Origin of the sequence: Macrococcoides caseolyticum (genome assembly GCF_002902665.1) — a bacterium.
GTDB classification, from domain to species: Bacteria; Bacillota; Bacilli; order Staphylococcales; family Staphylococcaceae; genus Macrococcoides; species Macrococcoides caseolyticum.
Genome location: NZ_PPRM01000068.1, coordinates 48,622 through 74,280 on the forward strand (window position 1 = coordinate 48,622; position 25,659 = coordinate 74,280).

The following is a 25,659-nucleotide window of genomic DNA, read 5'->3' on the forward strand; positions in this document are numbered from 1 at the left end:
ATATCATCAAAAAAAATGATGATATACTATATTGAAATTGTTATATGAGTTTATATATTCTTAAATGCAGTTTATATCTAATAAAATTGCTATATTAAAATAATTAATTTTATCCGCCGATATAGTTCATATTAATTTTATTTTTCTTTCTTTGTCTCACAGTTTCGACAGTACGTTCATCAGAATAACGATCCTGACGCACAGACCATAGCGCAATTAACTTTTCTTTCAACGCCTGATCTGTCACACCACTTCTAATGAATGTTTTCAAGTCATAGCCATCTGTTGCAAATAAACAACCGAACAGTTTACCATCTGAACTTAAGCGTGTTCTTGTACATGATGAACAAAATGATTCTGAAACACTAGTAATAAATCCGAGTTTCGCGCCATTATCATGAACATAATATTTCGCAACTTCACCAAAGTATTTAGGTTGTTCACGTTTAATATTAAAATGCTCTGAAATATGCGTTATCATTTGCTGTTTTGTAATAACTTTATCAAAATTCCAGCCATTGTCGTTACCGACATCCATAAATTCAATAAAGCGCAATGTTATTTTTTTATCTTTGAAATACTTCACCATCGGAATCATCTGGTGGTCATTCATACCTTTTTGTATGACCATGTTCACTTTAACTTGTAAACCGATAGAAACAGCGTAATCAATTTGTTCTAATATTTGTTCTGCTTTTATACCACGTCCATTGACCGCTTCAAATGTTGCATCCAGGGCATCTAAACTCACATTTATGCGACGTAAACCTGCATCGTATAATGCTTGTCCGTGTTTTTTCAGCAACAAACCATTGGTCGTTAAACCAATATCTTCTATACCTTCTATCGCATGGATTTCCTGTATCAAGTTTGGTAAATCTCTACGCAATAACGGTTCTCCACCTGTAATCCTTACTTTCTTAACACCGAGCTGTTCATATACTTTTGCAATGCGTGTTAACTCTTCAAAGGAAAGCAGTTCATCTTTCGGCAGAAAAACATAGTCATCGCCAAATTTTTCTTTCGGCATGCAATATGTACAACGGAAGTTACAGCGATCTGTTACAGAAATACGCAAATCTCTAATCGGGCGCCCTAATTTATCTGTTATTTGTTCCATTTGTCACCCTCCTTACGCTCTGTAAATCATTCTTTGTATTAATATTAGCATACCATTCGCTTTCGTCGCTTACTTCTGAAACAGGAATAAACTGTGCCTCAACCGTTAATTGTTTTAACGCGTAACGCTTTTGTTTCATACTTTCTTGTATAACAGGTAGTAACGAACGATGATAAATCGCAATTGTGCGATGTACTTGTAAGTCATCCTTATAACACAGCGCATTTACACTTCGTGTATTAAAACAGCTAATAAGATAGTTGATCGCTTCTGTTGTTATAAACGGTGTATCAACAGAGACGACGAAGTAACTTTCTGAAAAACTCGCTTCCATTACAGTGTATATGCCTGACATCGGACCACAATCCGCTTCGATATCCGTTACTACATGCATATCGAGCTGTTTTTCTTTAATTTCCGATTCAAAGTATGCAGTCATCATTTTATTCGTACTTAAAACAATGCGCGATACATCACTTTCTTTGAATGCTTCATATACATGCTCATAAAATGGTTTACCTTCGATTTTGTGAAGCGCTTTATTACTGCCAAATCGCGTAGAAGCACCTCCTGCTAATATCACACCTATCATTTAGCCACCACTAACAGGTGGGATTAATGCGACAATATCATCATTATGAATTACATCTTCGTCACGCACAAACTCTTCATTAACAGCAATTTGAAATTGCTCATCACGTATTACCGGATACGTTTCATATAAATGATTTCTAAACCGACTTACTGTAATAGGCTCAGCAAATGAAAACTGATCTTCTGTGCGATCCAGCTTCGCTTTAATATGTGCAAAATATAATACTTTCATCATATCACTCCTTATAATTCGGATGGTAACCTCTTTGGCCACCAATCCACTGTTCTCCGTCTTCCCATATTTCTTTTTTCCATATTGGAACAATCTCTTTAATGCGTTCAATTGCATATTCATTTGCAGCATAACTATCTTTTCGGTGTGGGCTTGAAACACAAATAACGACAGCAATTTCAGACACATCAAGATTACCGATACGATGTGCGATACTTACAATCGTCCCCGGCCATTTCTCGTTGATTTCCTGACCAATTTGTTCTAATTTCTTCTCTGCCATCGGTATGTATGCTTCGTACTCCAGATACTCTGTTTTAATACCTTGTGTCCATTCTCTGACGATCCCGGTAAATACACATACTGCACCTTGATGAGGTGTTACCGTCATCTTGCGATAATGTTCAACATCAATCGGCATTGTTACTACTTCAAATTGTTTCACGTGTGTCACCTACCCAAATTTGTATAAATTCCTTTATCACTTGTTCGCTATCCACAGATGTATCTACCATCAGTTTAATATTTTGTAACTGAGATAACGCCTCTTTATCTTCATGATTGTTGTAGAGCACAATTTTATCGTAATGTGCCTGCTTATAACCTTCTATAAGTACAATATCCTTACTCGTTACTTCTTCATCGATAATTGTCTTTAGTTCAATCGACTCGTTCTTTCTTAACTTATGAATATACGCATATCCCTGGACGATGCTTTCATCTGCACCACTTTCTATATATGTTATATGATCACGTGTTCTTGGGATATCGATTTCCTGTCCACCAATTTCACCATGATGTTTAATAACAGATACTTCATAATCCATTGCTTTCAATTGCTTAATAATCCGATTCATCGTCGTTGTTTTTCCAGACTTTTTATATCCGATGACTTGCAATACTTTTACCATGATGAATCCTGACAAGAAAGATCTGTTAACAGGACATCTACCGTATCGCCTTGTTTAAATCCTCTCGTTCCTCCAGGTAAAACAATCATGCTGTTACTTTTTGCGATGGCAATTACTGCATTACTCTTATTAAATCCACTCGGTGCTACCATCATATTACGGTAATCTAAATCCGCTCTTATAAACCTAGTAAATGGATTTGCTTTCGTGAAGTCTTCTGCAAGCGTTGCTTTAATCACTGTTGGATATACATCGCTTTGCCCCATCATTTTACGCAGTACAGGTTTCGTATATAGCTCAAACCCTGTGTAACAAGCGCTTGGGTTTCCGGATAATCCGAATAGAAATTTATCATCACTTACTGCAACAGTTGTTACGCTACCTGGTCGCATCGCAATTTTATTGAATAATACTTCTGCTGAAAGCTTATTATAAATTTCAGGCATGAAATCGAAGTCACCAACACTCACACCGCCCGTAGTAATTACGATGTCATGTGCATCCAGTGCATCACGGACGACTTCGTATAGCGCATCGAAGTCGTCACCATGAACACGATAGTCTTTCACTTCAACATCCATTGCTTTACAAAGTGATGCAATCATCGGTCCATTCGAATTTCTAATTTTCCCCGGTGCAAGTGGTTCATTAATTTCCACAAGTTCTGAACCAGTAGCTATGAGTGCAACAGTTGGCTTACGATGAACGTTCACATACTCATACGAAAACGTCGCCAGTACTGCGATTACCCCTGCAGTAATTTGCGTTCCTTTCGGAATAACAACTTCACCTCGCTTACATTCTTCACCCTGCCTTGAAATATTTTCACCCGGTGCAAAGGTTTTTCTAAGCGTAAATCCATCTTCTATTGGCGTCGTTTGTTCAAGCATTACGACAGCATCAGCACCTTCTGGAATTGGTGCGCCCGTCATAATACGTACTGCCTCGTTGTCTTTTAGTTGTGCGTCACTTACATGTCCGGCGCCGATGTGATCGATAACTTTAAATGATTTTCTATCATCACCACTTGCGCCTTCTGACGCTTCACTTACAATCGCAAACCCGTCATATGGTGACTTGTCAAACATAGGTATATCATATGTTGCAATAATATCTTCAGCTAATGTATAGCCTAAACTATCTGTATAATATTTCTTGATTACTGATTTATTTTTAGCATGCTCTAAACACTTATCTATCGCTTCTGTTACAGGAATTGGTGTACGTTTTTCAAGCATCGTTATCCTACTTTCTATAAATGTAGTATGATAGTTATAGTATATAAAAAAGGAAGTGAAATGATGAATCAATTAACACACTTTAACGAACAAGGGCGTGCAAAGATGGTCGATGTCTCAGATAAACCAGTCTCAACACGTACAGCTGTTGCTAAAACCTCTATCAAAGTGAACGAAGTTATTCATGATCAAATCATCAACCATAAGAACAAAAAAGGCGATGTACTTGGCGTTGCACAGGTGGCAGGTATTATGGCTGCAAAAAATACATCGCAGATTATACCGATGTGTCATCCACTGAATTTAAGTGGCATTGATATCTCTTTTGAATGGGACACATCAGATGGTTATGAAATATTCATTACCTGCACTGTAAAAACGACCGGACAAACTGGTGTTGAAATGGAAGCTTTAACAGGTGCAAGCGCAACTGCGCTAACGATATATGATATGACGAAGGCCGTTGATAAAAGTATGATCATCGGACCAACTTATCTTGAACATAAATCAGGCGGCAAAAATGGTGATTTTAACCGTTAATTACTTATTAAGCTCATGCACAATGTGATGAATCTCTTGTGTAATGAGCTTTTTCATCGCAAGATTTACTGCACCAACTGAACCCGGAATCGAGAAGATTACGGTATTGTCTTTCGTGCCACATAATGCGCGAGATAGCATCGCTCGTGTCCCTACATCTTCTGTATAGCTTAAGTATCTAAAAATTTCCCCGAAACCTTCCATTTCTTTATCGATAATCGATTGGACAACTTCAATTGTAACATCACGCTTCGCAACACCTGTACCACCTGTTGTAATAATAACATCAACTTTTTCATGCAATAATTTTATAATACTTGCACGAATGTCAGCCTGGTCGTCTTTAACGATTAAGTAATGTTCACGTGAAACATCGATTTCGATACTTTTTAAATGTTCAATAATCGCCTTTCCGCCCTTATCCGTACCATAATCTCTCGTATCACTAACTGTAATCACACCGACCAGTAATTGTTTACGCACGTCATTTGAATGTTCCAATACTATCTCTCCTAACCAAATAGTTGATGATAAACTGTCTTGCCTTCCGCCATCGATTGAACTTCATGAATAAGCATACGACCACCTCTAAACCAGACAATCGGATGATCATCAAACTTAAACCTTATAAAGTAAGGGGTTTCCTGAAATATGATAGACAACGATTGTAAATGTTTCAACAAATTTTCATCGCTGAACGCTGTCACAATTTGTACTGTATCTCTACCACATAACATCGTTTCATGTGTTTGCTGACTAAGTGCCGGATATGTTGCATGTGCTGCGCACGTTGAACAACTTTCATTAAACATACGAGAAAATTTAAGCGCTGTATGATCCATCTGCCATACATCACCAAACACTAGTTTTGCATCGAACGGTGTATCTGTTAACAGTTTTAATGCGTACATCATCTGAAAGCTTGTTGCCATACTCACAGCGGGTTCTATAACACCTACTGTATCACATGTTCTATTCATTACGGGTAACATACCCATCACACAATTAAAGCAAGGCGTTACACCAGGAATAAAAGGGCATGCTACGTAAGTTGATTCTACACATGCACCATAAATCCATGGGATATTATATTTATAAGCGAAATCGTTAATTAACAATCGCGTTTCAAAGTTATCTGTTGCATCTAATATACAATCACATTGCAAAAACGCCGCTTCTAAAAGCGGCGCATCAAGATGATTGATATATGTTTCAATTTGAATATCACTTCGAATTGCTTTAACTTCACGTTCACAAGCAATCACTTTAGGCGTCGCATCAATCGCATCTTGTTCCTTAAAAAGTGATTGTCGCTGTAAATTTGAGAGTTCAACATAATCGCGATCGACAATCACAATTTTACTTACACCGCACCTTGCCAAGGATTCTGCAAGATGCGTACCTAATGCACCACATCCTACAATACCAACAGTCTTACAAGAGAGTTTCTCCTGACCTTCCTGGCCGATACCATAAAATTTTATTTGTCTGTCATATCGCATATGTCATCCCCTAATTTCTGCCTTCTTTTTTGTCCATCCAGAACATTGTTATTAATGCAATTATACCAAACACTGCAAGGAAGGCAAAAGCTGGCTTGTTTGTACCGAAGTTTGCTGCACAAGCGGCAATAACTAGTGGCGGAAAGAATCCACCTAATCCACCCATCATCGAAACAATACCGTTAACAATACCTGCTTGTTTAGAGTAATATGTCGGAGCCAATTTAAAGATTAAGCCATTTCCTAATCCCGCACATGCTGAAATAATTAAACATCCTGCAGTAAAGAAGAAAATTTGATGGTTAATAGATAACATTGCAGCACCAATAATTAAACCGACGAATACAACTTTAAGCACGTCCATAGCACGTAACTTATCACCGAGTACTCCACCAATTGGACGAAGCAACGTTGCAATCGCAATAAATGTACCTGTACGAACACCAGCATCTACTTTATCTAAACCGAAGTTGTTAACTAAAAAGTTTGGTAAAAATAATCCGAATGCTACGAACGAACCGAATGTAATAAAGTACCAGAAGCTCAGTAAATATAATTTATACTCCGGTAACACCCCTTTAATTTGATCCATTAATGGTTGCTTTACTTTAGGTTCATCTTTATCCCCTAATAAGAAGTTCAGTAGCGCAAACAGTGCCATAACTACTAAATAAGATTTAACAGTGTTGCTCCAGCCAATTGCATTCGCAATCGGTGGTGCAGCAAATGCTGATACTGCCGTACCGATGTTACCCATACCGTAAATACCGTTAGCAAGACCATGCTTTTCTTTAGGGAAATATTTTGGCACACTTGTAACACCTACAGAGAAGATTGCGCCCCCAACCCCTAGAAAAAGACCAGCAATCATCAACATTGTAGTCGATTGCGCCATACTAAGTAAAAATACAGGAATGAGCAGGAATATAAATGCTCCTAAAAATACCTTTCGTGCACCGATTAAGTTTGCATAATATCCTAATGGAATACGTAATACAGAACCTAAAATAACTGGAATTGCTAAAATGATTGCTTTCTGACTTTCAGGAATTGAGAAGTCCTGAGACATAAATGGTAATAACGGTGCAATAATTGTCCAAGCCATAAATCCAGCTAATAAACTGAACGTTTGAAGCGTTAACTGCACTTTACCCGATGCTTTGTTCATACGTTTCACCCTTTTTTATAAGTTTGTGATTATTTATACAAACTTATTTTAAGCCTTTTTATGTGCTTATATAATTGGGGATTTCCCCTATGATGAGGAAAGTTTCCCTATATGTTGTACAGTATAAAATTAAAAACGCAGAATAATAATTATCCTGCGTTCTATACTTATAATATTTTTGTATTCACTACTTCCAGCAGCAAATCTTCATCCTTAATCTTGAATACTTTTTCTGCCATCGGAAACAGTACATTTTCTTCTTTATACATATGTACCATACAGATTTCATACCCTTCATTTAAATCCTGCATGATTAAAGGGATATCTTCCACTTCGTAATTCATCACCTTTGTCACCTCTAAGAAGTGATTAAAGTACTGCATCATCTCATCGTGTTCTGCTTCTATCGTAATAATCGGACCTTGATCTGTTCCGATATATGAACCTAGGATAGGAAAGAAGAAGCGTGATTCTTTTTCCTGATGTTTCATCAATACAGGAATGAATGCGGTTATCAATTTACGTATGTTGTTTACATGTTCAAAACGCGCGAGCGGTGCGCATGTTTTAATAATTTGCATTTCACTAAACCATTCATGCATTAAACTTCTAATGAGCATGTGCTCATTTTCTAATATGCGTAATGCTTTCATCTTCGTCTGGAATTGTTGCATATCTACACGTCCTATCAATTCTTTTACTCCATTGTAAATGAATGATTTAGAAAAGATATTAGGAAATTCCCTTTAAATGATTTTATTCATTTGATAGCCAACGGACATATGCGTCTCAATATATTCTGGATTTTTTGGATCTTTCTCAATTTTTTTGCGTAATGTTGTCATAAAGACACGCAATGACGGAAGTTCACTTTCCATTACCTGTCCCCAGATTTCCTTCAAAATATAATTATACGTCAATACTTTGCCAGTGTTCAGTGACAATAGTACAATTAAACGATACTCAATTGGTGTAAGGTGAATGATTTGTTCACCGACATATACTTTATGACCTTCATAATCAATTCTCAAATCACCATTTACATAATACTTCTCTTGTTCGTTCATCTTAAAATGTCTTCGAATCAAGACACGGACTCTGGCTAGTAATTCCTCAGCATCAAAAGGTTTCGTGACATAATCTTCTGCACCAAGATCCAGACAGCTTACTTTTTCATTAGAATCTGCTCTGGCACTAAGCACTAGGATAGGTGTGTCACTAAATTGTTTGAGCTGATTAATTACTTCTAACCCATCAATATCCGGTAATCCTAAGTCAAGAATGATTAAATCAGGATTAAAATTTTGTACTTCAAATATTCCATCTTTACCGTTAGATGCTATTTTAGTCGTATACTGTTGTTTTTCAAATATTCTTGTTAGCAAGAGTTGTACAGATTTATCATCCTCTATTACTAATAATTTCTGTTTCACAGAACTTCCTCCTTTAATTGGAGCTGGAAGCCGAATATTGCCCCTTGAGGTTCATTATCCTTTACATACAATGAAGATTGATGCGCTTTTAATATAACCTGACAAATATATAGACCAAGCCCAAGTCCTTCTCTACTTTTATCTGAAGTAATATTATTCGTATAGAACTGTTCAAATAATTTATCATGTTCCACCCCGTTCACACCAAAGCCATTGTCTCTGACTTCTATTGTTACTTTACCATCAATTCTAAATGCATGTATTTCGATTTGAGCAGTTTCCGGTGTATATTTTAATGCATTATCTATTAAATTGATAATAACCTGGGTGATTAAATACTCATCTACTTCAACAAACATTAAAGTATCTTCTATGTGAAGCTGAATAGATTTATTTCCACTCCTTTTAGAGGAAAGTTGATACGCTTGATAAATTATTTCTTCTAACAGTGCTAACTGGAGATTTAGTTTATCTTCTTGTTCCATCTTCGTTACAAGTAATATATTATTCACTAAATTATTTAACCACTTTGCATCTTCATAAATAGATAGAGCAATATTAGCATCATCTAGATTTGATTCCTTAAGTAATTGAGCATTACCCATTATCGTTGTTAGTGGTGTTCTTATATCGTGAGAAATAGATTTTAAGAATGTACTTCTTGTTTTCTCCTGTTCTTTTTCTTTCAGCTGCAATTCTTTTTCTTCATATAAATCTAATCTTTTTAAAGCACTGGTCATATCACCGATAATCGAATAAATGATATCTTCTTCAAATTGAAGTTTATCTTCTTCTGTAACATGAATAATAATGACATATTCGTATCGGTATGAGACGATGACTGGAATAATCAGTGCATTTAAACCTGCAAAAGTATCCGTCATATAACCTGCAGGCGTATTATTTTTCACAGCCCATTTTACGTGATTTTTCAGTGTATCATCAAGCGAACTCGCATATATTTCATCCGCTTTATAAATATCAATTTGTCCTGTAAGTAATCTAGATAATTGTTCCTTTACGCAATGAACGATATTTAAGGCACTGTTTGCTTCTGATAATTGTTTGTTCGTCTCAAGTAACAAGCTCATACGATACGTCTTAAATCGTGCAATCTTCGTTTGTCTTTTCACACCTTTTGCTAATGAACTAATAATCAACCCTGATATGAACATGATCAAGAAAGTCGCCGGATAATCAGAGCGATATGCTTCAAATGAAAATCTAGGTACAGTAAAGAAATAATTAAAGGTTAATACGGCACTTATTGAACTGATCAATATCATCCATCTCGACTCCGTCCATAATGCCAGTACAAGGACACCGAGCATATAAACAGTTATTGTATTCGATTCATTGAGATTAATATTAAACATTAACAATGCAATTAACGTACATATTGAGAGTATAACGATTAGTTTAAATAATTCTAAGAACTGTACATCAAATTTCGGTAATGAATATTTTTGTTTATCCGTATATGTAATCGCATTGCTTATAATGATTACATTTATCTCTTGATAATTTTTATTAATTCTTGTAATGATGTCATCTTGAAACCATTTTTGTTTTAAACTTCTTCCTAATACAAGTTTATCTACTCTATTCAACCTACACCAATCACCGATTTGTTCAACTTCATCCCCATATAATTTTACGTATCTTCCACCTAATGCATCGAGCAGCTTTAAATTTTCATTAAGCACTGCACTGTCTATACTATCTTCATTTTCTACAACAATACCAACCAGCTCCGCTTTAAAAGCTTTCGCCATTCGTGCACCAGCTCTAATAACTTCGTGACTTGTTGGAGAGGATGTCATGCCTACAGCAATAATTTGTTCTGAATGAACAGGAATTGCATGTACACTCATTTTATTATCCTGGACTTTTGCAAGCTCTCTTAATGCTATTTCCCTTAGTTGAATTAGGTGTTCAATTTTAAAAAAATTATCTAGTGCAGTGGGTACTTTTCTTTGGTTATAAATCTTACCTTCTTTTAAACGCTGTATAAGTTCTTCCGGTTCTATGTCTATAAACTCAATGGCATGAGACTGATGAATCACTTCATCAGGAATTCTTTCGTTAACTATAACGCCAGTAATCGATTTAATCATATGATATAAAGATTCGATATGCTGTATGTTAACTGTAGTATGGACATCAATACCATGATTTAATATTTCTGCAATGTCCTGCCACCTTTTCTCATGACGGGATCCAGGTGGATTATGATGCGCAAGTTCATCAATCAATACGACTTGTGGATGTTGGTGAATAATTTCATCTATATTCGGTTCATAAAGTATATGATTTTTATATACTACTTTCATCGCTTCAATTGCTGGTAATCCATTTAACTGTTCTACTGTTTCCGGTCTTTGATGCGGCTCTATATAACCAATTTTTACATCTATACCTCGCGCATGAAGTCGTTGTCCCTCCTTTAGCATCTTATATGTTTTTCCTACCCCTGCTGCATATCCTAAATAAATCTTTAGCTTCCCTTTCATATGCTCACCTCTTAACTCGATTTTAAAAGAAGAAATTCACATTGCATAGATGAAACACATAATCTTAATACCATCTTAATAACTCACTTCCGAACACTAACACCATCTTAATTTTTTAGATGCTATATTTTTCTTAAGCATTTCATAGGAGGAGAAAAAATGGATTATTTGATTTTTGATATTACGTTAATATCATTATTTATTTTGATGTTTGCTGCTATTCACTGGTTAGAACAACATTTAAAAAGAAAAGAGGATTAATATGCTGTTATATGTTGCAGTTATCGGATTTATATTGTATTTAATTCACGCATTACTTTATCCAGAACGCTATTAGGAGGAGCTTTTAATGAAAGACTTTTTATTACTCTCAGTTATCTTTTTTCTTAGTATTTCTATCATAGGGTACTATTTATTTCTATTATTTATTAAAAGTGATTCATTGCTTTATAAAAAATATGAACTGATTGAATATAGAATGTTAAGACTACTTCGTATGAGCTATTCAAAACAGTCCACAAAAGAATATTTATTAACTTTTATCATGACTAATTTAATAATGGCTTTACTAACATATATTATTTTACGCACACAAAAACATTTACCTTTAAATCCTAATCATATTGATAATATGGATGCTGGCTTAGCATTTAATACAGTTATCTCATTTATTACGAATACAAACTTGCAGCATTATGCCGGTGAAACAGGTCTAAGTTATTTATCACAAATGGTGGTTATTACATTTCTAATGTTTACATCTGCCGGCTCTGGATTTTGTATAGCTCTTGCCTTTATCAAAAGATTGTTTAGTTATCAGGACAAAGTCGGAAATTTCAATCTTGATCTTACGAAATTTATCATGATGGTCTTATTGCCTCTCTCAATAATCGTAAGTTTATTATTGGTACAGCAAGGCTCAGTCCAGACATTAAAAAGTACAATAACGCTTAAAACTTTAGAAGGAACCTATCAATCGATTGCTCGTGGTCCAGTAGCATCTCTTGAAAGTATTAAACATCTTGGAACAAATGGTGGTGGATTCTTTGGTGCGAACTCTTCTACACCATTTGAGAATCCTACTGTAATTACCAATATTATCGAAATGATTTCAATGATGTTAATACCCGGTTCTATATTTGTGATGTTCACTTTCGCTTTAAAATATTATAAAGCCACTTCACAAAAACAAGCATTCTATTATATCGGAATATTATTTGCAATTGTTTGTGTAATGTTCTTCAGCAATCAAATATTTGAGCAACATAGCCATACGTCTCCCATTCAGGATGCGATGAATATGGAAGGAAAAGAAGTACGCTTCGGAATTACACAAAGTTCATTATTCTCAACTATCACGACAAGTTTTACAACCGGTACAGTAAATAATATGCATGATTCTCAAACTGCACTCGGTGGTATGATTCCACTGATATTAATGATGATGAATAGTATTTTTGGAGGAGAAGGTGTCGGTTTCTTAAACTTCTTTATGTACGTACTGTTAACACTCTTTATTGCAGGATTAATGATCGGGCGTACACCACAAATATTCGGTAAAAAGTTAGAAAGTAAAGAGATGAAACTTGTTTCTCTAGCACTTATTATTCATCCGGCAATCATACTGGGCTTTAGTGCAATAGCGACTTTATATCCTCATGCACTAGAAGCTGTAACAAATCCAGGGGCGCATGGTCTTAGTCAAATCGTATATGAATATACTTCATCCAGTGCTAATAACGGTTCTGGGTTTGAAGGACTTGGTGATAATACACCATTCTGGAATTATACAACTGGTCTAGCAATGTTTTTAGGTCGTTTTCCAGCCATGATCCTGCAATTATTTACCGCATCACTACTTGCAAAAAAACTTCAGAGAAGTACTGATAACGAACTCGCTATCGATACTCCTGTATTCAATACGTTGTTAGTCATTATTGTCATAATATTTAGCGCACTGACATTCTTACCAGTATTGACACTTGGTCCAATATCAGAATTTATTACTCGTTAATGGAGGATTCAATATGAAAGTCATTACCCGTGAATTGTTTATCGAAGCATTAAAAGAAGCGTTCTTAAAATTTAATCCAAAATCATTATATCGAAATCCCGTTATGTTTGTTTTACTAGTAACCTTTCTTATCACACTTATCGGAGGATTTCTACCTGACATCTTCTTAATGGAACAGCCTGATGCATATCACTGGATAGTATGTTTTATATTGTTCATCACAATACTTTTCGCAAATTTTGCTGAAAGTATTGCTGAGGGCCGAGGTAAGGCTGAAGCAAAGCATTTACGAAGCAAGAAAAAGGAAATGAATGCGCGTCTTCTTACAGATGCCGGCGAAAAAATAGTGCGTTCAGAAGAACTTAAAAGTGGTGATATCGTCATCGTTTCACAAGGTGAAGTGATTCCAAACGATGGGGAAATCATCGAAGGTACAGCTTTAGTGGATGAGTCAGCTATAACTGGTGAATCAGCTCCAGTCACTAAAGAATCTGGCGGAGATTTCACAAGTGTAACAGGTGGTACAACGGTTGTCAGTGATACTTTAAAAATTAAAATTACAGCGAATGAAGGTGATTCATTCCTAGATAAAATGATTGCACTTGTAGAAGGTGCTGCAAGACATAAAACTCCGAACGAATTAGCACTATCTACAATTCTCACGAGTTTAACATTAATATTTTTAATCGTTATGGTGACCCTTGTACCTTTGGCTGAATATTTAAATTTAAAGCTTTCTCTTATCTCTATAATCGCATTATTCATCTGTTTAATTCCAACCACGATTGGCGCATTGTTATCCGCTATCGGTATTGCAGGAATGGATCGTGTAACACACTTCAACGTCATCGCAAAAAGTGGTAAAGCAGTAGAATCTTGTGGTGATGTAGATATTATGATTCTCGATAAAACAGGGACTATCACTTATGGAAATCGTATGGCACACGCGTTCATTCCACTTAAAGTTGATGATGCTGATCAAATTTACGAAGCAATATACTTTAGTTCATTCGATGACGAAACACCAGAAGGGCGTTCTATTATTCAATATTTACAAGATTATAACGATAAAAAATATAGCATCACCGATTACGAAGAAATTCCATTCACCGCACAGACTAGAATGAGTGGAATTAAAACGCACGATACATTTTTTGTTAAAGGTGCTGTTGATGCAATTATAAAAAAAGCTGCGTCATATCATTTCGAAGTACCTAAAAATTTAATTTCTATTACAGATGATATTGCTAATGATGGAGGAACACCGTTGGCCGTAATGAGCCATAAAGGTATCATTGGTGTAATTCATTTAAAAGATACTGTTAAGTCGGGCTTACCAGAAAGATTTAAAGCTTTAAGAAATCTTGGTATTGAAACAGTAATGTGTACTGGCGACAACCCATTAACTGCCGCAAGTATCGCTAAAGAAGCAGGTGTTGACCGCTTTGTTGCTGAATGTAAACCAGAGGATAAGATTAATGTTATTAAAGAAGCCCAAAAACTTGGAAAAGTTGTAGCAATGACCGGGGATGGTACGAATGATGCACCTGCACTTGCTGTTGCCAACGTCGGCGTAGCAATGAACTCAGGGACAAGTGCAGCGAAAGAAGCGAGCAATATGATCGACCTTGATTCTGATCCAACTAAACTTATCGAAATTGTTGAAATTGGGAAACAACTTCTGATTACACGAGGTGCACTAACTACATTTAGTATTACCAACGATGTCGCTAAATACTTTGCGATTATTCCGGCATTATTCACCGGACTCATTCCAGGTATTGAAGTCATGAATATTATGCATCTCGGCAGTGCACAATCAGCAATACTTTCTGCACTCATCTTTAATGCAATCATTATTCCGTTACTTATACCTGTTGCGCTGAAAGGTGTTAATTTTAAATCTCAAAATCAGCAGATGATTTTATTTAAAAATATGATGATTTTCGGGTTAGGTGGTCTTATCGCACCATTTATAGGCATCAAAATCATCGATTTGCTTATCAATTTATTTTAGGAGGCAATTATGTTACGTATATTAAAGACATCTCTTATAACAAGTCTATTATTAATGATTATTTGTGGGCTGCTTTATCCTTTAACAGTAACCGTAATCGCTAACATTGTTTTCCCCCATCAATCAGAGGGCAGTTTAATTCATAACGATAAAGACGTCATTGGCTCTAAACATATCGGTCAAACCTTTACTTCAAACGCATATTTGCATAGTAGAGTTTCTGCTGTTAATTATAATGTTAACGTTTCAAGTGAAAAAACTATAACGCCTGTATCCGGCGGGTCTAATATGAGCAATAAGAATCCAGAACTTGAAAAACGAATCAACACCTCTATACAAGAAATAGAGAAAGAAAATAATGGTAAGGTACCTGTCGATTTAATTACTGCATCAGGCTCTGGACTGGATCCAAACATCACACTTGATGCTGCAAAGTATCAGTTAAATCGCATCGTAAAACATTCAAAGTTAGATAAAGAAGAAGTTATTAAAATCTTTAACAAACATACCTATAAAAATAATGACTACGCATTTGTAAATGTTTTAGAAGTCAACTATGATATTTATAAGAAGATGAAAAACAGCTAAAGCGCACAAAGCGTTTTAGCTGTTTTTAAAAATCTAATAATTTTTTCTTTAAAGCATATTCTACAAGCTCAGGCTTTGATTTTAAATTCAACTTATCCATTATTCTTGCCTTATGTGCTTCGACTGTCTTTACAGATACAAAAAGCATCTCTGCAATCTCTTTATTACCATAGCCTTTAGCGATCAGTGGTAAAATCTCTAACTCTCTTTTAGATAGTATTTTTAAGTGATCATTTTTAGCTGAGTATTCACTATCATGATGGATGAGCTCATGAACAAGTGAGGTTGCCATCTTCGGATCAATATAAGTATCTCCAGCATAAACTGTCTTTACTGCCTGAATCAGTTCTTCATCCGGCGCATTTTTTAATATATAGCCATTGGCACCATTCTTTAATACATGAAATAAATACTCATCATCATCATACATCGTAAGGATTAATATATTAGTTTCCGGAAAAGCATCTTTAATTTTACCGGTTGCAATTAACCCAGATTCTCCCGGTGGCATGCTTAAATCCATAATTAATACATCAGGTTTATGTGTTGCTACAACTTGAAAAGCTTCTAATCCATCTGCAGCAGTTGCTACAACTTCCATGTCTTCCTGATAGTTAAGAATCATGGAAAAACCAGTTCTGACCACTGCATGATCATCAGCAATTACTATTTTCATGTTACTCCCCCTAAAGTGGAATGGTGAGTGTCACAAAAGTCCCCTTACCTTTCTCACTGTTAATTTTTACAGACCCGTTTACAATTTCTGCACGTTCCTGTATTCCAAATAAACCGAGCCCTGTGCCTTTAGGTGACTGTCCCATCTCAAATCCATCTCCATTGTCACTAATTTCTACAATCAGTTCATCTTGTTCTTTTTGAACTAACACATGTACCTCATCAACATTAGCATATTTTAATGCATTAAGTATCGCTTCCTGCGTAATACGATAAACTGCTGTTTCAATTTCATTTGAGAAACGCTCCAACTGAATGTTTGTATCGAACTGGACATCTAAACCATAGTTCTTTTCTAATTGTTTAAAATGTGAACGGAATGCTGCAACCAGACCGAGATCATCAAGTGAGGAAGGACGCAATTCAAGCGATAAATTCCGAATATCATTCATCAATCTGGACATCGAACCTTCAATCAGCTGTATATGTTTATCCTGCTCCTCATCGTTTTTATATTTTAACAATCTTAAATCAACCACAACATTCAGTAATTCCTGAACTACACTATCATGTAATTCACGAGAAATTCTTTTTCTTTCATTCTCTTGTGCATTAATAATTTTTTTCGTAATTTTTTTTTGATGTAGTATTTCCTGCGTTCTAAGTTGAGGCGATACATTTTGTAATGTAAGTACCTTCACGTTCGGTGCATTCTGAAGTATTACAAATGATGCTGAATAAGCCACTGGTTCTCCGATTTCATTCTTTAAAAAGAGTTGAAATGATTGATTATTTTTATCTTCTTTCATAAAACAATTCATACAGGACATCAGTGCATGTTCATTCGTATAACCCATACAAGTCGAACAAAAACTTTCAAGTAACGCATCTAAGTTCTTTTCGTAATTTAACACGCGTTTTGCAGCATCATTCATCGTAATAATTGAGTTATCCGCATTGATGAAAATGATTAATTCTTCCGTATCATTGTAATAATATTTGATCAGTTCTTCTAATAAATTCTGATTAAATTGATTCATACTAAGTGACACTATTAATCACATCCTTACGATAAAATGCACCGAATCCTTTATCTAACTCACCATTAATTGTTTCATAAACTTCTAGATTGAATGGACGTTGTTCTCTATTGCCGACAAGTAGAACTGCTGCCACTTTATTATATTTCCAAAGAGGTATAGCCATAAAATTAGTTAACTTCTCGAATCTCACTATCGGAAAGTCAAAGATATGCGTTGCAATACTGCTTGTTGAAATATCTAATTCTATCCAGGAACGGCCGGATTTGAGAACAAATCCGGCGATACCCTTTCCTTTTTGAAGTTCTATTTTTTTATATCTTTCGTTTGTAGCTCCCGATACAAATGTCCAATGTATATCAGTCTGTAAGATTAGATCAGAGGGCATTGCAAGGCCAACAAAATCTACATTTAATTTATCTTTTAATTGATTTACTTCATCTTGATAATTATAGTGTATCGCTTCCATGCTACCTCTCCTAACCGTTATCTATGTTTACGATAAATAATATGACTACGGCCTACATAGTTTACTGGCACACTCCACACATGAACGAGTCGTGTAAATGGCCATAGTGCTGTAATTAAAAATCCAGAGATGACATGCAGTTTAAATGCTAGTGGTACATTTAGCATAAATTCTGCTTGAGGTCTAAGAATTAACAACCCTCTAAACCATTCTGAAATGGTCGCACGATAATCAAAATCTGGTGTTGTAGCATTCGTTACGATTGTTGAATAACAACCTAAGAATACAATCAATAATAACAATAAGTTTACTAATATATCTGATGCAGAACTTAAATGCCTTACATTTTGATTCGTGATACGTCTTGCTGTTAATAATAACATACCGATAAGCGTTACAATACCAAAAATACTTCCAATGTATACCGCTCCGATATGATAGATATGATCATTTATACCTATTGCTCTTAACCAGTTTGCAGGAATTCCAAGCCCGACAATGTGGCCCATTATAACTGGAATAATACCTAAATGAAATAAAATACTTCCCCACATCAGTTGTTTCTTTTCTACAAACTCACTTGACTTCGCAGTCCATGAGAACTGATCATACTTAAAACGGAAAATATGACCGATAATAAATATAGCAATACATGCGTATGGAAAGATTACCCATAGTAATTGACTAAGCATGTGATGTCACCTCTTTATCGTCTATTGATAGACACGCTTTACAAGTTTCACGAATAGCAAGGATTAAATTGTAGTATGGACTTTGAATCTTCTCTAATGCACCGAGCAAATTATAAGTACCGTCTTCAATGACCATAAGTACTAACTGCATACTTTCTTCAGCGCGATCATCCCCACGCCATTCAGCTGCATAAATAAATTCACACATTAAAGGTAAGAAATCCGATAACTCAGATGACGGCATTTCTAAACCGAACATTTCATATAATACTTTTAATCGTGCAAGCATTTGTCCGCGTTCTTTTTTATCTTCGAACTTCACAAATGTCATATATAATGTCGTTTTTTTCTCGAAATCAAATGTAGAAGTATAGACTTCCTGTATTTCTGACAGACTAATTTCATGCATATCTTTCCAATATTGATTTACTGCTTCATAAGCTGGATGATTGTTGTCAAACACACCTTCAAAAGCTTTAGGATGGAAGTTTAATTTTTCAGGATAAACGAGCTGGTGGCTAAAAAATCCGAATGACTTTTTATACTCGTATAATTTATTTAAATCAATCACGCCAAATGCCTCCGTAGAAGTTATCTTCATACACTTCTTTTCCTGATTTACCAGTTGGTACTGGTCCACAACCATCACAATCTGCTCCGAAGTTGTCACTTGTATAACCTTCGCCACCTTGAGCGCTATACGTATTTACATAACCTTCTTTATGTGATGTCGGAACGACGAAACGATCTTCATGTTTAGCAATCGCAAGTAAGCGATACATTGCTTTTACTTGTTGTGCTGTTAAACCAACACGATCAAGCCTTGATTCATCGAAATCTTTACCGCTTGAAATAGCTCTCATATAACTACGCATCATCGCCATTTTTTGTAATGCGCGCTTCACTGTTTCAGCATCTCCTGCTGTCAGCATATTCGCTAAATATTGAATTGGTAAGCGCATTTCTTCAATTGCCGGGAAAATCATATCCGGATTCTTAATTGAATCCTTCCCTTCAAAGTAGTTCATAATCGGACTAAGTGGCGGACAATACCAAACCATTGGTAATGTACGATACTCAGGATGTAATGGGAATGCTAATTTATATTCAATTGCTAATTTATATACTGGTGAATTTTGTGCTGCTTCAATCCATTCCTGACTAATACCATCACGCTCAGCTTGCGCAATTACTTCTGGATCAAACGGATCTAAGAATAAATCAAGTTGAGATTGATATAAATCTTTTTCATCTTTTACTGATGCAGCTTCTAATACTTTATCTGCATCATACAGTAATACCCCTAAATAACGCATACGGCCAGTACATGTTTCAGAACATACTGTCGGAAGACCAGCTTCAACACGCGGGAAACAGAATGTACATTTTTCAGCTTTATTTGTTTTCCAGTTGAAGTAAACCTTTTTGTAAGGACAACCGGTCATACAGTAACGCCATCCGCGACATGCATCCTGGTCTACAAGGACGATACCATCTTCATCACGTTTATACATTGCGCCACTCGGACAACTTGCCACACAACTTGGGTTTAAACAGTGTTCACATAAACGTGGTAAATACATCATAAACGTTTGTTCAAAATTAAATTTGATTTCCTCTTCAATTTTTTCAATGTTCGGATCAGTTGGACCAGTAATATGAGCACCTGCTAAATCATCTTCCCAGTTTGGTCCCCATTCTAAGTCCATTTTCTTGCCTGTTATTAATGATTCTGCACGTGCAACCGGAGAATGCTTTTTCTCTTTTGCATTCGTTAAATCTGCATAGTTATACGTCCATGGTTCATAGTAATCTTTCATTTCAGGCATATCAGGATTATAGAAGATCTTACCTAAGGCAATCTTAGAAAGTTTAGAACCTGATTTCAGCTCTAACTTTCCTTTACGACTTAATTGCCATCCACCTTTATATTGTTCCTGATCTTCCCAACGCTTTGGATAACCGATACCTGGCTTCGTCTCTACGTTGTTAAACCACATATATTCAGCACCTGGACGATTTGTCCAGGTCGTCTTACATGTAACACTACATGTATGGCATCCGATACATTTATCTAAATTCATTACCATTGCGACTTGTGCTTTAATCTTCAAGCCAATCAACCTCCTTCATCTTACGTACAGCAACGTAAACATCACGTTGGTTACCAATTGGACCATAGTAGTTAAATCCGTAACTAATTTGTGCATAACCCCCAACAAGTTGTGTTGGCTTCAAGTGAATACGTGTTGGCGCATTATGTGAACCACCACGCGTATCTGTAATTTCAGACCCTGGTGTTTGAATATGTTTATCTTGTGCATGATACATGAACATCGTACCGCGTGGCATACGGTGAGAAACCACAGCACGAGCTGTAACAAGTCCGTTACGGTTATATACTTCTAACCAGTCGTTATCGTTAATATTATGCTGCGCTGCATCTTCATTGTTAATCCACACCGTTGGACCTCCACGGAACAACGTTAACATGTGCAAGTTATCTTGATATGTCGAGTGAATATTCCATTTACCATGTGGTGTTAAGTAACGTAAAACTAAACTATCCACGCCACCTTTTATCATCTTATCTTTCGTACCGAATACCATTGGAGGTAATGTCGGTTTGTAAACAGGAAGCGATTCGCCAAATTGCTGGAACACTTCATGGTCAATATAGTAACTTTGACGTCCTGTTAACGTTCTAAAAGGTACTAATCGTTCGATATTCGTTGTAAATGGAGAATAACGACGTCCTAATTTATTTGATCCAGGGAACACTGCAGTCGGTATCACTTCACGTGGCTGTGCTGTAATGTTCTGGAATGTAATTTTCTCAGCTGTACGTTCTGCTGAAATATCTTTTAATTCCATGCCTGTCTGATTTTCTAGATCTTCATATGATTTTTGAGATACGTGGCCATTTGTTGCCGAAGAAACATTCAAGATTACATCTGCAACACGTTTTGCTGTATCAATTCTCGGCAAGCCATTTTTCACTGTATCATCTTCGTACGTACCCACCATTGAACGCAGTTCGTTGTACTCCTCTTTAACACTAAAGCTTACCCCGTGAGCACCAACTTTACCATTTTCAAGTAAAGGTCCTACTGATACGTATTTATCATATATGTCTGTATACGTACGATCGACAACAGCAAATCCTGGCATCGTCTTACCTGGTATTGGTTCTACTTCACCTTTTGTCCAGTCACGAACGATACCCATAGGTGTAGAGATTTCTTGCTGTGAATCATGCGCAAGTGGTGCTGTAACCACATCTTTATAAGTTCCTTTTAAGTGACGTTCTGACATTTCAGAGAATGTCTTCGCGATAGATTTATAAATATCCCAATCACTTCTTGATTCCCAAAGTGGATCTACGGCTGGATTAAACGGATGAACGAATGGATGCATATCTGTAGAAGATATATCATGTTTTTCATACCATGTCGCAGCTGGTAATACAACGTCTGCATATAGCGGTGTTGTCGTCATACGGAAATCGAGTGCTACTAGTAAATCTAATTTGCCTTCTGTATCCTCACGCCATACAATTTCTTCTGGTTTTTCTGTTTCATTCGGTTCAGCGAGTAATCCGTGTTTCGTACCTAATAAATGTTTCATAAAGTACTCTTGACCTTTAGCTGAAGAAGAAATTAAGTTCGAGCGCCATACGAATAATGTCTTCGGATGATTCTTCTTATTATCCGGATCTTCTACTGCAAATTTCGTTTCACGTGATTTCACACTTTCAACGGCGCGTTTTATCACTTCTTCATTTGTAAAGTTACCCGCTTCACGTGCATCTTCACCGAACAATAAGCTGTTTGTATCAAACTGCGGATATGATGGTAACCATCCAAGTCGTGCTGCAAGCACGTTATAATCTGCCGGATGCTGATGTTTTACATTTTCTGCAAGTGGTGATGTTAATGCATCTACACCAGATTCTTCGTATTTCCATTGGTCTGTAGCAAAGTAGAACCAGCTCGTTGCGTTTTGTAGTCTTGGTGGACCTTGCCAGTCTTTCGCGAATGCAATCGTAGACCAACCTTCTATTGGACGACATTTCTCCTGACCAACGTAATGTGCCCAGCCTCCGCCATTTACACCTTGTGTTGCACATAATGTCACTAAGTTTAATACTGAACGGTAAATTGTATCTGAGTTAAACCAGTGATTTATACCCGCGCCCATAATAATCATTGAACGTCCACCAGTGTCGATTGCATTTTGTGCAAATTCACGTCCAACTTGAACAACGATTGATGGTTTTACACCTGTAATCTTCTCTTGCCAAGCTGGTGTATAGATAGAACTTTCATCATCATAATCTTTTGCTTCTAAATCTGTGTTAAAACGGTTTACACCATATTGAGACAACATTAAATCATAGATTGTAGCAACATATTGTTCTGTACCATCATCAAGTGTGACTTTCTTCGCTGCAATTGGACGTCTGAATGTTCCATTACCTGCATTATCAAAGAATGGGAATACAATCTCAACGACATCATGACCTTTATCTTTAATAGTCATTGCAGGAGCAATTTTAATACCGTCTGCTGTTTCTAATTTAATATTCCATTTCACATCTTTTTCCCAACGTTGTCCCATCGTACCGTTAGGCACAACAATTGAATTTGATAATTCATCAAATACAACTGGTTTCCATTCGCTATGCTCTGAAGTGTCCCCTAAATCACTCGAACGTAAGAAACGTCCTGCTTTCAATGTATCTTCATGTTTATCTAACATAATTAAGAACGGCATGTCTGTATATTGTTTTGCATACTCAATAAACATCGGTTCTTGACGTTTCTCATAAAACTCATCAAGTATTACATGTGTCATACCCTGTGCAAGTGCTGCATCTGTACCAGGATTTGGTGCTAACCAGTTATCTGCAAACTTAACATTTTCAGCATAGTCAGGTGCTACTGATACAACTTTCGCACCTTTATATCTTACTTCTGTCATAAAGTGAGCATCTGGAGTACGTGTTAATGGTACGTTAGAACCCCACATAATAATATAACCTGCATTATACCAGTCACTCGATTCTGGAACATCTGTCTGCTCACCCCAAACTTGTGGAGATGCTGGCGGTAAATCTGCATACCAGTCATAAAACGATAACATTTCCCCACCAAGTAACGAGATGAAACGCGCACCTGATGCATATGAAATCATACTCATCGCAGGGATTGGCGTAAAACCTGCAATGCGGTCTGGTCCATATTTCTTAATTGTGTAAATGAGTTGTGCTGCAATAAGCTGTGTAACTTCACGCCAGTTCACACGAACATGACCACCCATACCACGCGCTTGTTTATATGCTTTTGCTTTAGTTTCGTCTTCAACAATCGATTGCCACGCACGAACTGGATCTCCAGTCGTTTCTAATGCTTCTTGCCACATGCGCCATAATATTCCACGCACATACGGGAATTTAATACGTAACGGACTATATTCATACCATGAGAATGACGCACCACGCGGACAACCACGAGGTTCGAATTCAGGCATGTCCGGACCACATGAAGGATAGTCAATTTGCTGATTTTCCCAAGTGATAATACCGTTTTTAACAAAGACTTTCCATGAACATGAACCTGTACAGTTTACGCCATGCGTCGTTCTTACAACTTTATCGTGACTCCAGCGTTGACGGTACATCTTTTCCCATTCGCGACTTTTCTCTTCTAAAACTGACCAATTTCCATTGAATTTTTCTGTTGGTTTAAAGAAACGTAATCCTGTTCCAATTGCCATTTATAACACTCCTTTTAGACATTCGCCCTCTTACTTTAGATTATGAAACTTTTCACAAGTTAGAGCCATTGGGGAATGTCCTAAAGTATGTAGGGGAATCCCTATAGATAACCGTTCAATAATGTATTCAAAATTTTTATTTTGAAGCAATTGTCAATTATGTTATGACCTTAATTTGATATGATATAACTAAAGGGGGAATCATAATGACGCATGAAGTTTATGTTACAAATAATATATTGAAGTATGATCGTGACGGATTACGTGAGGAGCATGATCAGATTGCGACTGAATTCCCATTAACGATTTATATCAATAACGAAGAATTCGCAACAATAGTGTGTACACCTGATTATATGAAAGAGCTTATCATAGGGTTTCTAGCATCTGAAGGCATTATAAGAAAGTTTAGCGATATCGAGAAATTCCATCTTGATGATTCAAAAGGACTGTGTCATATTACACTAACTCATGTGATACATTCGATTCATGCAAATCACTCAAAACGTATGATCAGTTCCTGCTGCGGGAAAAGCAGACAGTTTTATTTTGTTAATGATATGCAAACGTCTAAAGTATCTACAACTGAGAAGACGATTACGCCAAGTGAAGTTATTCGTATGATGCACCATCTTCAAAGTGAAAGTAAAGCATTTCAAGTAACAGGTGGCCTGCATAACGCAGCAATCAGCGATGGCGACGCGTTCTATTTACACCGCACAGATATCGGTCGCCACAATGCAATGGACAAACTATATGGACACTGCATATTAAATCGTATACCGATTAAAGATAAAATATTAATATTCTCAGGTAGAATCTCTTCTGAGATACTCATAAAAGCCTCTAAAATTGGTGTCGGAATAATATTAAGTAAATCTGCTCCGACAGATCTTGCAATTAAGCTTGCCGATGATTTAAACATTACCGCAATTGGATTTATAAGAAATGATAGCTTTAATGTATACAGTCACCCCGAACGCTTAATAATATAAATTTTTTCATAATAAAAAAGCGCCTACCAAGCGCTTTTTTATTATATATTTCGTTTGTCAAAATAAGCTAGACAATTCCTCATCTTCGATGAAACTCATAAATACTTCCAATGGTGTTTTATAGCCCAGCGATTTTCTGG

Annotated in this window: 25 protein-coding genes; 6 read left to right on the forward strand and 19 right to left on the reverse strand. The window is 36.3% G+C overall.

What is annotated here, in order from left to right; translation table 11 throughout:
• Positions 1–109: 109 nt before the first annotated feature.
• The 6 genes from moaA to CD152_RS09635 are packed head-to-tail and all read right to left on the reverse strand — an operon-like array spanning position 110 to position 4,095.
• Positions 110–1,120, reverse strand: a complete 1,011-nt coding sequence (gene moaA, locus CD152_RS09610; protein ID WP_103214706.1) for a GTP 3',8-cyclase MoaA — start codon at positions 1,118–1,120, stop codon at positions 110–112.
• Positions 1,101–1,712 carry a molybdenum cofactor guanylyltransferase MobA gene (mobA, locus tag CD152_RS09615; RefSeq protein WP_103214707.1) on the reverse strand — a complete coding sequence of 204 codons (612 nt, stop codon included), beginning with the start codon at positions 1,710–1,712 and terminating at the stop codon, positions 1,101–1,103. Before mobA ends, moaA begins: the two co-directional genes overlap by 20 nt.
• Complete coding sequence (locus CD152_RS09620; RefSeq protein ID WP_103214708.1) at positions 1,713–1,946, reverse strand: MoaD/ThiS family protein; 234 nt, start codon at positions 1,944–1,946, stop codon at positions 1,713–1,715. It abuts the gene before it with no gap.
• Between the two features lie 4 nt (positions 1,947–1,950).
• Entirely contained in the window at positions 1,951–2,391 is a 441-nt protein-coding gene (locus tag CD152_RS09625) for a molybdenum cofactor biosynthesis protein MoaE (protein WP_086037902.1), read from the reverse strand.
• The gene (gene mobB / locus CD152_RS09630; RefSeq protein WP_101140715.1) at positions 2,378–2,857 is read right to left on the reverse strand and encodes a molybdopterin-guanine dinucleotide biosynthesis protein B; all 480 of its coding nucleotides are present in this window, start codon (positions 2,855–2,857) and stop codon (positions 2,378–2,380) included. The genes CD152_RS09625 and mobB overlap by 14 nt, the downstream gene beginning before the upstream one ends.
• Positions 2,851–4,095 (reverse strand): molybdopterin molybdotransferase MoeA, encoded by a 1,245-nt coding sequence (locus CD152_RS09635; RefSeq protein ID WP_103214709.1) that lies wholly within the window; start codon positions 4,093–4,095, stop codon positions 2,851–2,853. The genes mobB and CD152_RS09635 overlap by 7 nt, the downstream gene beginning before the upstream one ends.
• A 63-nt stretch (positions 4,096–4,158) precedes the next feature.
• Between CD152_RS09635 and moaC the strand changes: the two genes are divergently transcribed.
• Complete coding sequence (moaC, locus tag CD152_RS09640) at positions 4,159–4,635, forward strand: cyclic pyranopterin monophosphate synthase MoaC (protein WP_101140717.1); 477 nt, start codon at positions 4,159–4,161, stop codon at positions 4,633–4,635.
• On the opposite strand, the gene CD152_RS09645 is transcribed toward moaC, so the two are convergent.
• From CD152_RS09645 to CD152_RS09670, 6 genes are all read right to left on the reverse strand, one after another.
• A complete protein-coding gene (locus CD152_RS09645) occupies positions 4,636–5,136 on the reverse strand; it encodes a MogA/MoaB family molybdenum cofactor biosynthesis protein (protein ID WP_103214710.1) in 501 nt (166 codons plus the stop codon).
• Positions 5,137–5,147: 11 nt separating this feature from the next.
• Positions 5,148–6,137 (reverse strand): ThiF family adenylyltransferase, encoded by a 990-nt coding sequence (locus CD152_RS09650; protein ID WP_101140719.1) that lies wholly within the window; start codon positions 6,135–6,137, stop codon positions 5,148–5,150.
• A gap of 10 nt (positions 6,138–6,147) precedes the next feature.
• Positions 6,148–7,305, reverse strand: a complete 1,158-nt coding sequence (locus CD152_RS09655; protein WP_086037896.1) for a nitrate/nitrite transporter — start codon at positions 7,303–7,305, stop codon at positions 6,148–6,150.
• Positions 7,306–7,472: 167 nt separating this feature from the next.
• Positions 7,473–7,997: a hemerythrin domain-containing protein gene (locus CD152_RS09660; protein WP_086037895.1), complete on the reverse strand. Its 525-nt coding sequence runs from the start codon at positions 7,995–7,997 to the stop codon at positions 7,473–7,475.
• 54 nt (positions 7,998–8,051) lie between these two features.
• A complete protein-coding gene (locus tag CD152_RS09665) occupies positions 8,052–8,738 on the reverse strand; it encodes a response regulator transcription factor (protein WP_086037894.1) in 687 nt (228 codons plus the stop codon).
• On the reverse strand, positions 8,735–11,251 hold the full coding sequence (locus tag CD152_RS09670) for a sensor histidine kinase (protein ID WP_103214711.1): 2,517 nt from the start codon (positions 11,249–11,251) through the stop codon (positions 8,735–8,737). Before CD152_RS09670 ends, CD152_RS09665 begins: the two co-directional genes overlap by 4 nt.
• 262 nt (positions 11,252–11,513) lie before the next feature.
• On the opposite strand from CD152_RS09670, the gene CD152_RS12260 reads away from it, so the two are divergent.
• Genes CD152_RS12260 through kdpC form a run of 4 tightly spaced genes read left to right on the forward strand, consistent with a single transcriptional unit; the run spans position 11,514 to position 15,870 of the window.
• Complete coding sequence (locus tag CD152_RS12260; protein ID WP_111626115.1) at positions 11,514–11,588, forward strand: potassium-transporting ATPase subunit F; 75 nt, start codon at positions 11,514–11,516, stop codon at positions 11,586–11,588.
• 12 nt (positions 11,589–11,600) lie between these two features.
• On the forward strand, positions 11,601–13,265 hold the full coding sequence (kdpA, locus tag CD152_RS09675) for a potassium-transporting ATPase subunit KdpA (protein WP_086037892.1): 1,665 nt from the start codon (positions 11,601–11,603) through the stop codon (positions 13,263–13,265).
• A gap of 13 nt (positions 13,266–13,278) precedes the next feature.
• On the forward strand, positions 13,279–15,282 hold the full coding sequence (gene kdpB / locus CD152_RS09680; RefSeq protein WP_103214712.1) for a potassium-transporting ATPase subunit KdpB: 2,004 nt from the start codon (positions 13,279–13,281) through the stop codon (positions 15,280–15,282).
• Between the two features lie 9 nt (positions 15,283–15,291).
• On the forward strand, positions 15,292–15,870 hold the full coding sequence (kdpC, locus tag CD152_RS09685; RefSeq protein ID WP_086037890.1) for a K(+)-transporting ATPase subunit C: 579 nt from the start codon (positions 15,292–15,294) through the stop codon (positions 15,868–15,870).
• A gap of 25 nt (positions 15,871–15,895) precedes the next feature.
• Here kdpC and nreC read toward each other — a convergent pair whose 3' ends face one another.
• Genes nreC through CD152_RS09720 form a run of 7 tightly spaced genes read right to left on the reverse strand, consistent with a single transcriptional unit; the run spans position 15,896 to position 24,524 of the window.
• A complete protein-coding gene (nreC, locus tag CD152_RS09690; protein ID WP_086037889.1) occupies positions 15,896–16,546 on the reverse strand; it encodes a nitrate respiration regulation response regulator NreC in 651 nt (216 codons plus the stop codon).
• Between the two features lie 10 nt (positions 16,547–16,556).
• Positions 16,557–17,597, reverse strand: a complete 1,041-nt coding sequence (locus CD152_RS09695) for a sensor histidine kinase (protein WP_331463085.1) — start codon at positions 17,595–17,597, stop codon at positions 16,557–16,559.
• Entirely contained in the window at positions 17,587–18,054 is a 468-nt protein-coding gene (locus CD152_RS09700) for a GAF domain-containing protein (RefSeq protein ID WP_096077563.1), read from the reverse strand. The genes CD152_RS09695 and CD152_RS09700 overlap by 11 nt, the downstream gene beginning before the upstream one ends.
• Before the next feature lie 17 nt (positions 18,055–18,071).
• Positions 18,072–18,746, reverse strand: a complete 675-nt coding sequence (gene narI, locus CD152_RS09705) for a respiratory nitrate reductase subunit gamma (protein ID WP_086037887.1) — start codon at positions 18,744–18,746, stop codon at positions 18,072–18,074.
• Entirely contained in the window at positions 18,739–19,317 is a 579-nt protein-coding gene (gene narJ, locus CD152_RS09710; protein ID WP_086037886.1) for a nitrate reductase molybdenum cofactor assembly chaperone, read from the reverse strand. Before narJ ends, narI begins: the two co-directional genes overlap by 8 nt.
• Entirely contained in the window at positions 19,310–20,860 is a 1,551-nt protein-coding gene (gene narH, locus CD152_RS09715; protein WP_086037885.1) for a nitrate reductase subunit beta, read from the reverse strand. The genes narJ and narH overlap by 8 nt, the downstream gene beginning before the upstream one ends.
• On the reverse strand, positions 20,850–24,524 hold the full coding sequence (locus CD152_RS09720) for a nitrate reductase subunit alpha (protein WP_103214713.1): 3,675 nt from the start codon (positions 24,522–24,524) through the stop codon (positions 20,850–20,852). The genes narH and CD152_RS09720 overlap by 11 nt, the downstream gene beginning before the upstream one ends.
• Before the next feature lie 206 nt (positions 24,525–24,730).
• Here CD152_RS09720 and fdhD point away from each other — a divergent pair, with 206 nt between their 5' ends.
• The gene (gene fdhD / locus CD152_RS09725; RefSeq protein ID WP_012656046.1) at positions 24,731–25,519 is read left to right on the forward strand and encodes a formate dehydrogenase accessory sulfurtransferase FdhD; all 789 of its coding nucleotides are present in this window, start codon (positions 24,731–24,733) and stop codon (positions 25,517–25,519) included.
• The last annotated feature ends 140 nt before the right edge of the window (positions 25,520–25,659 follow it).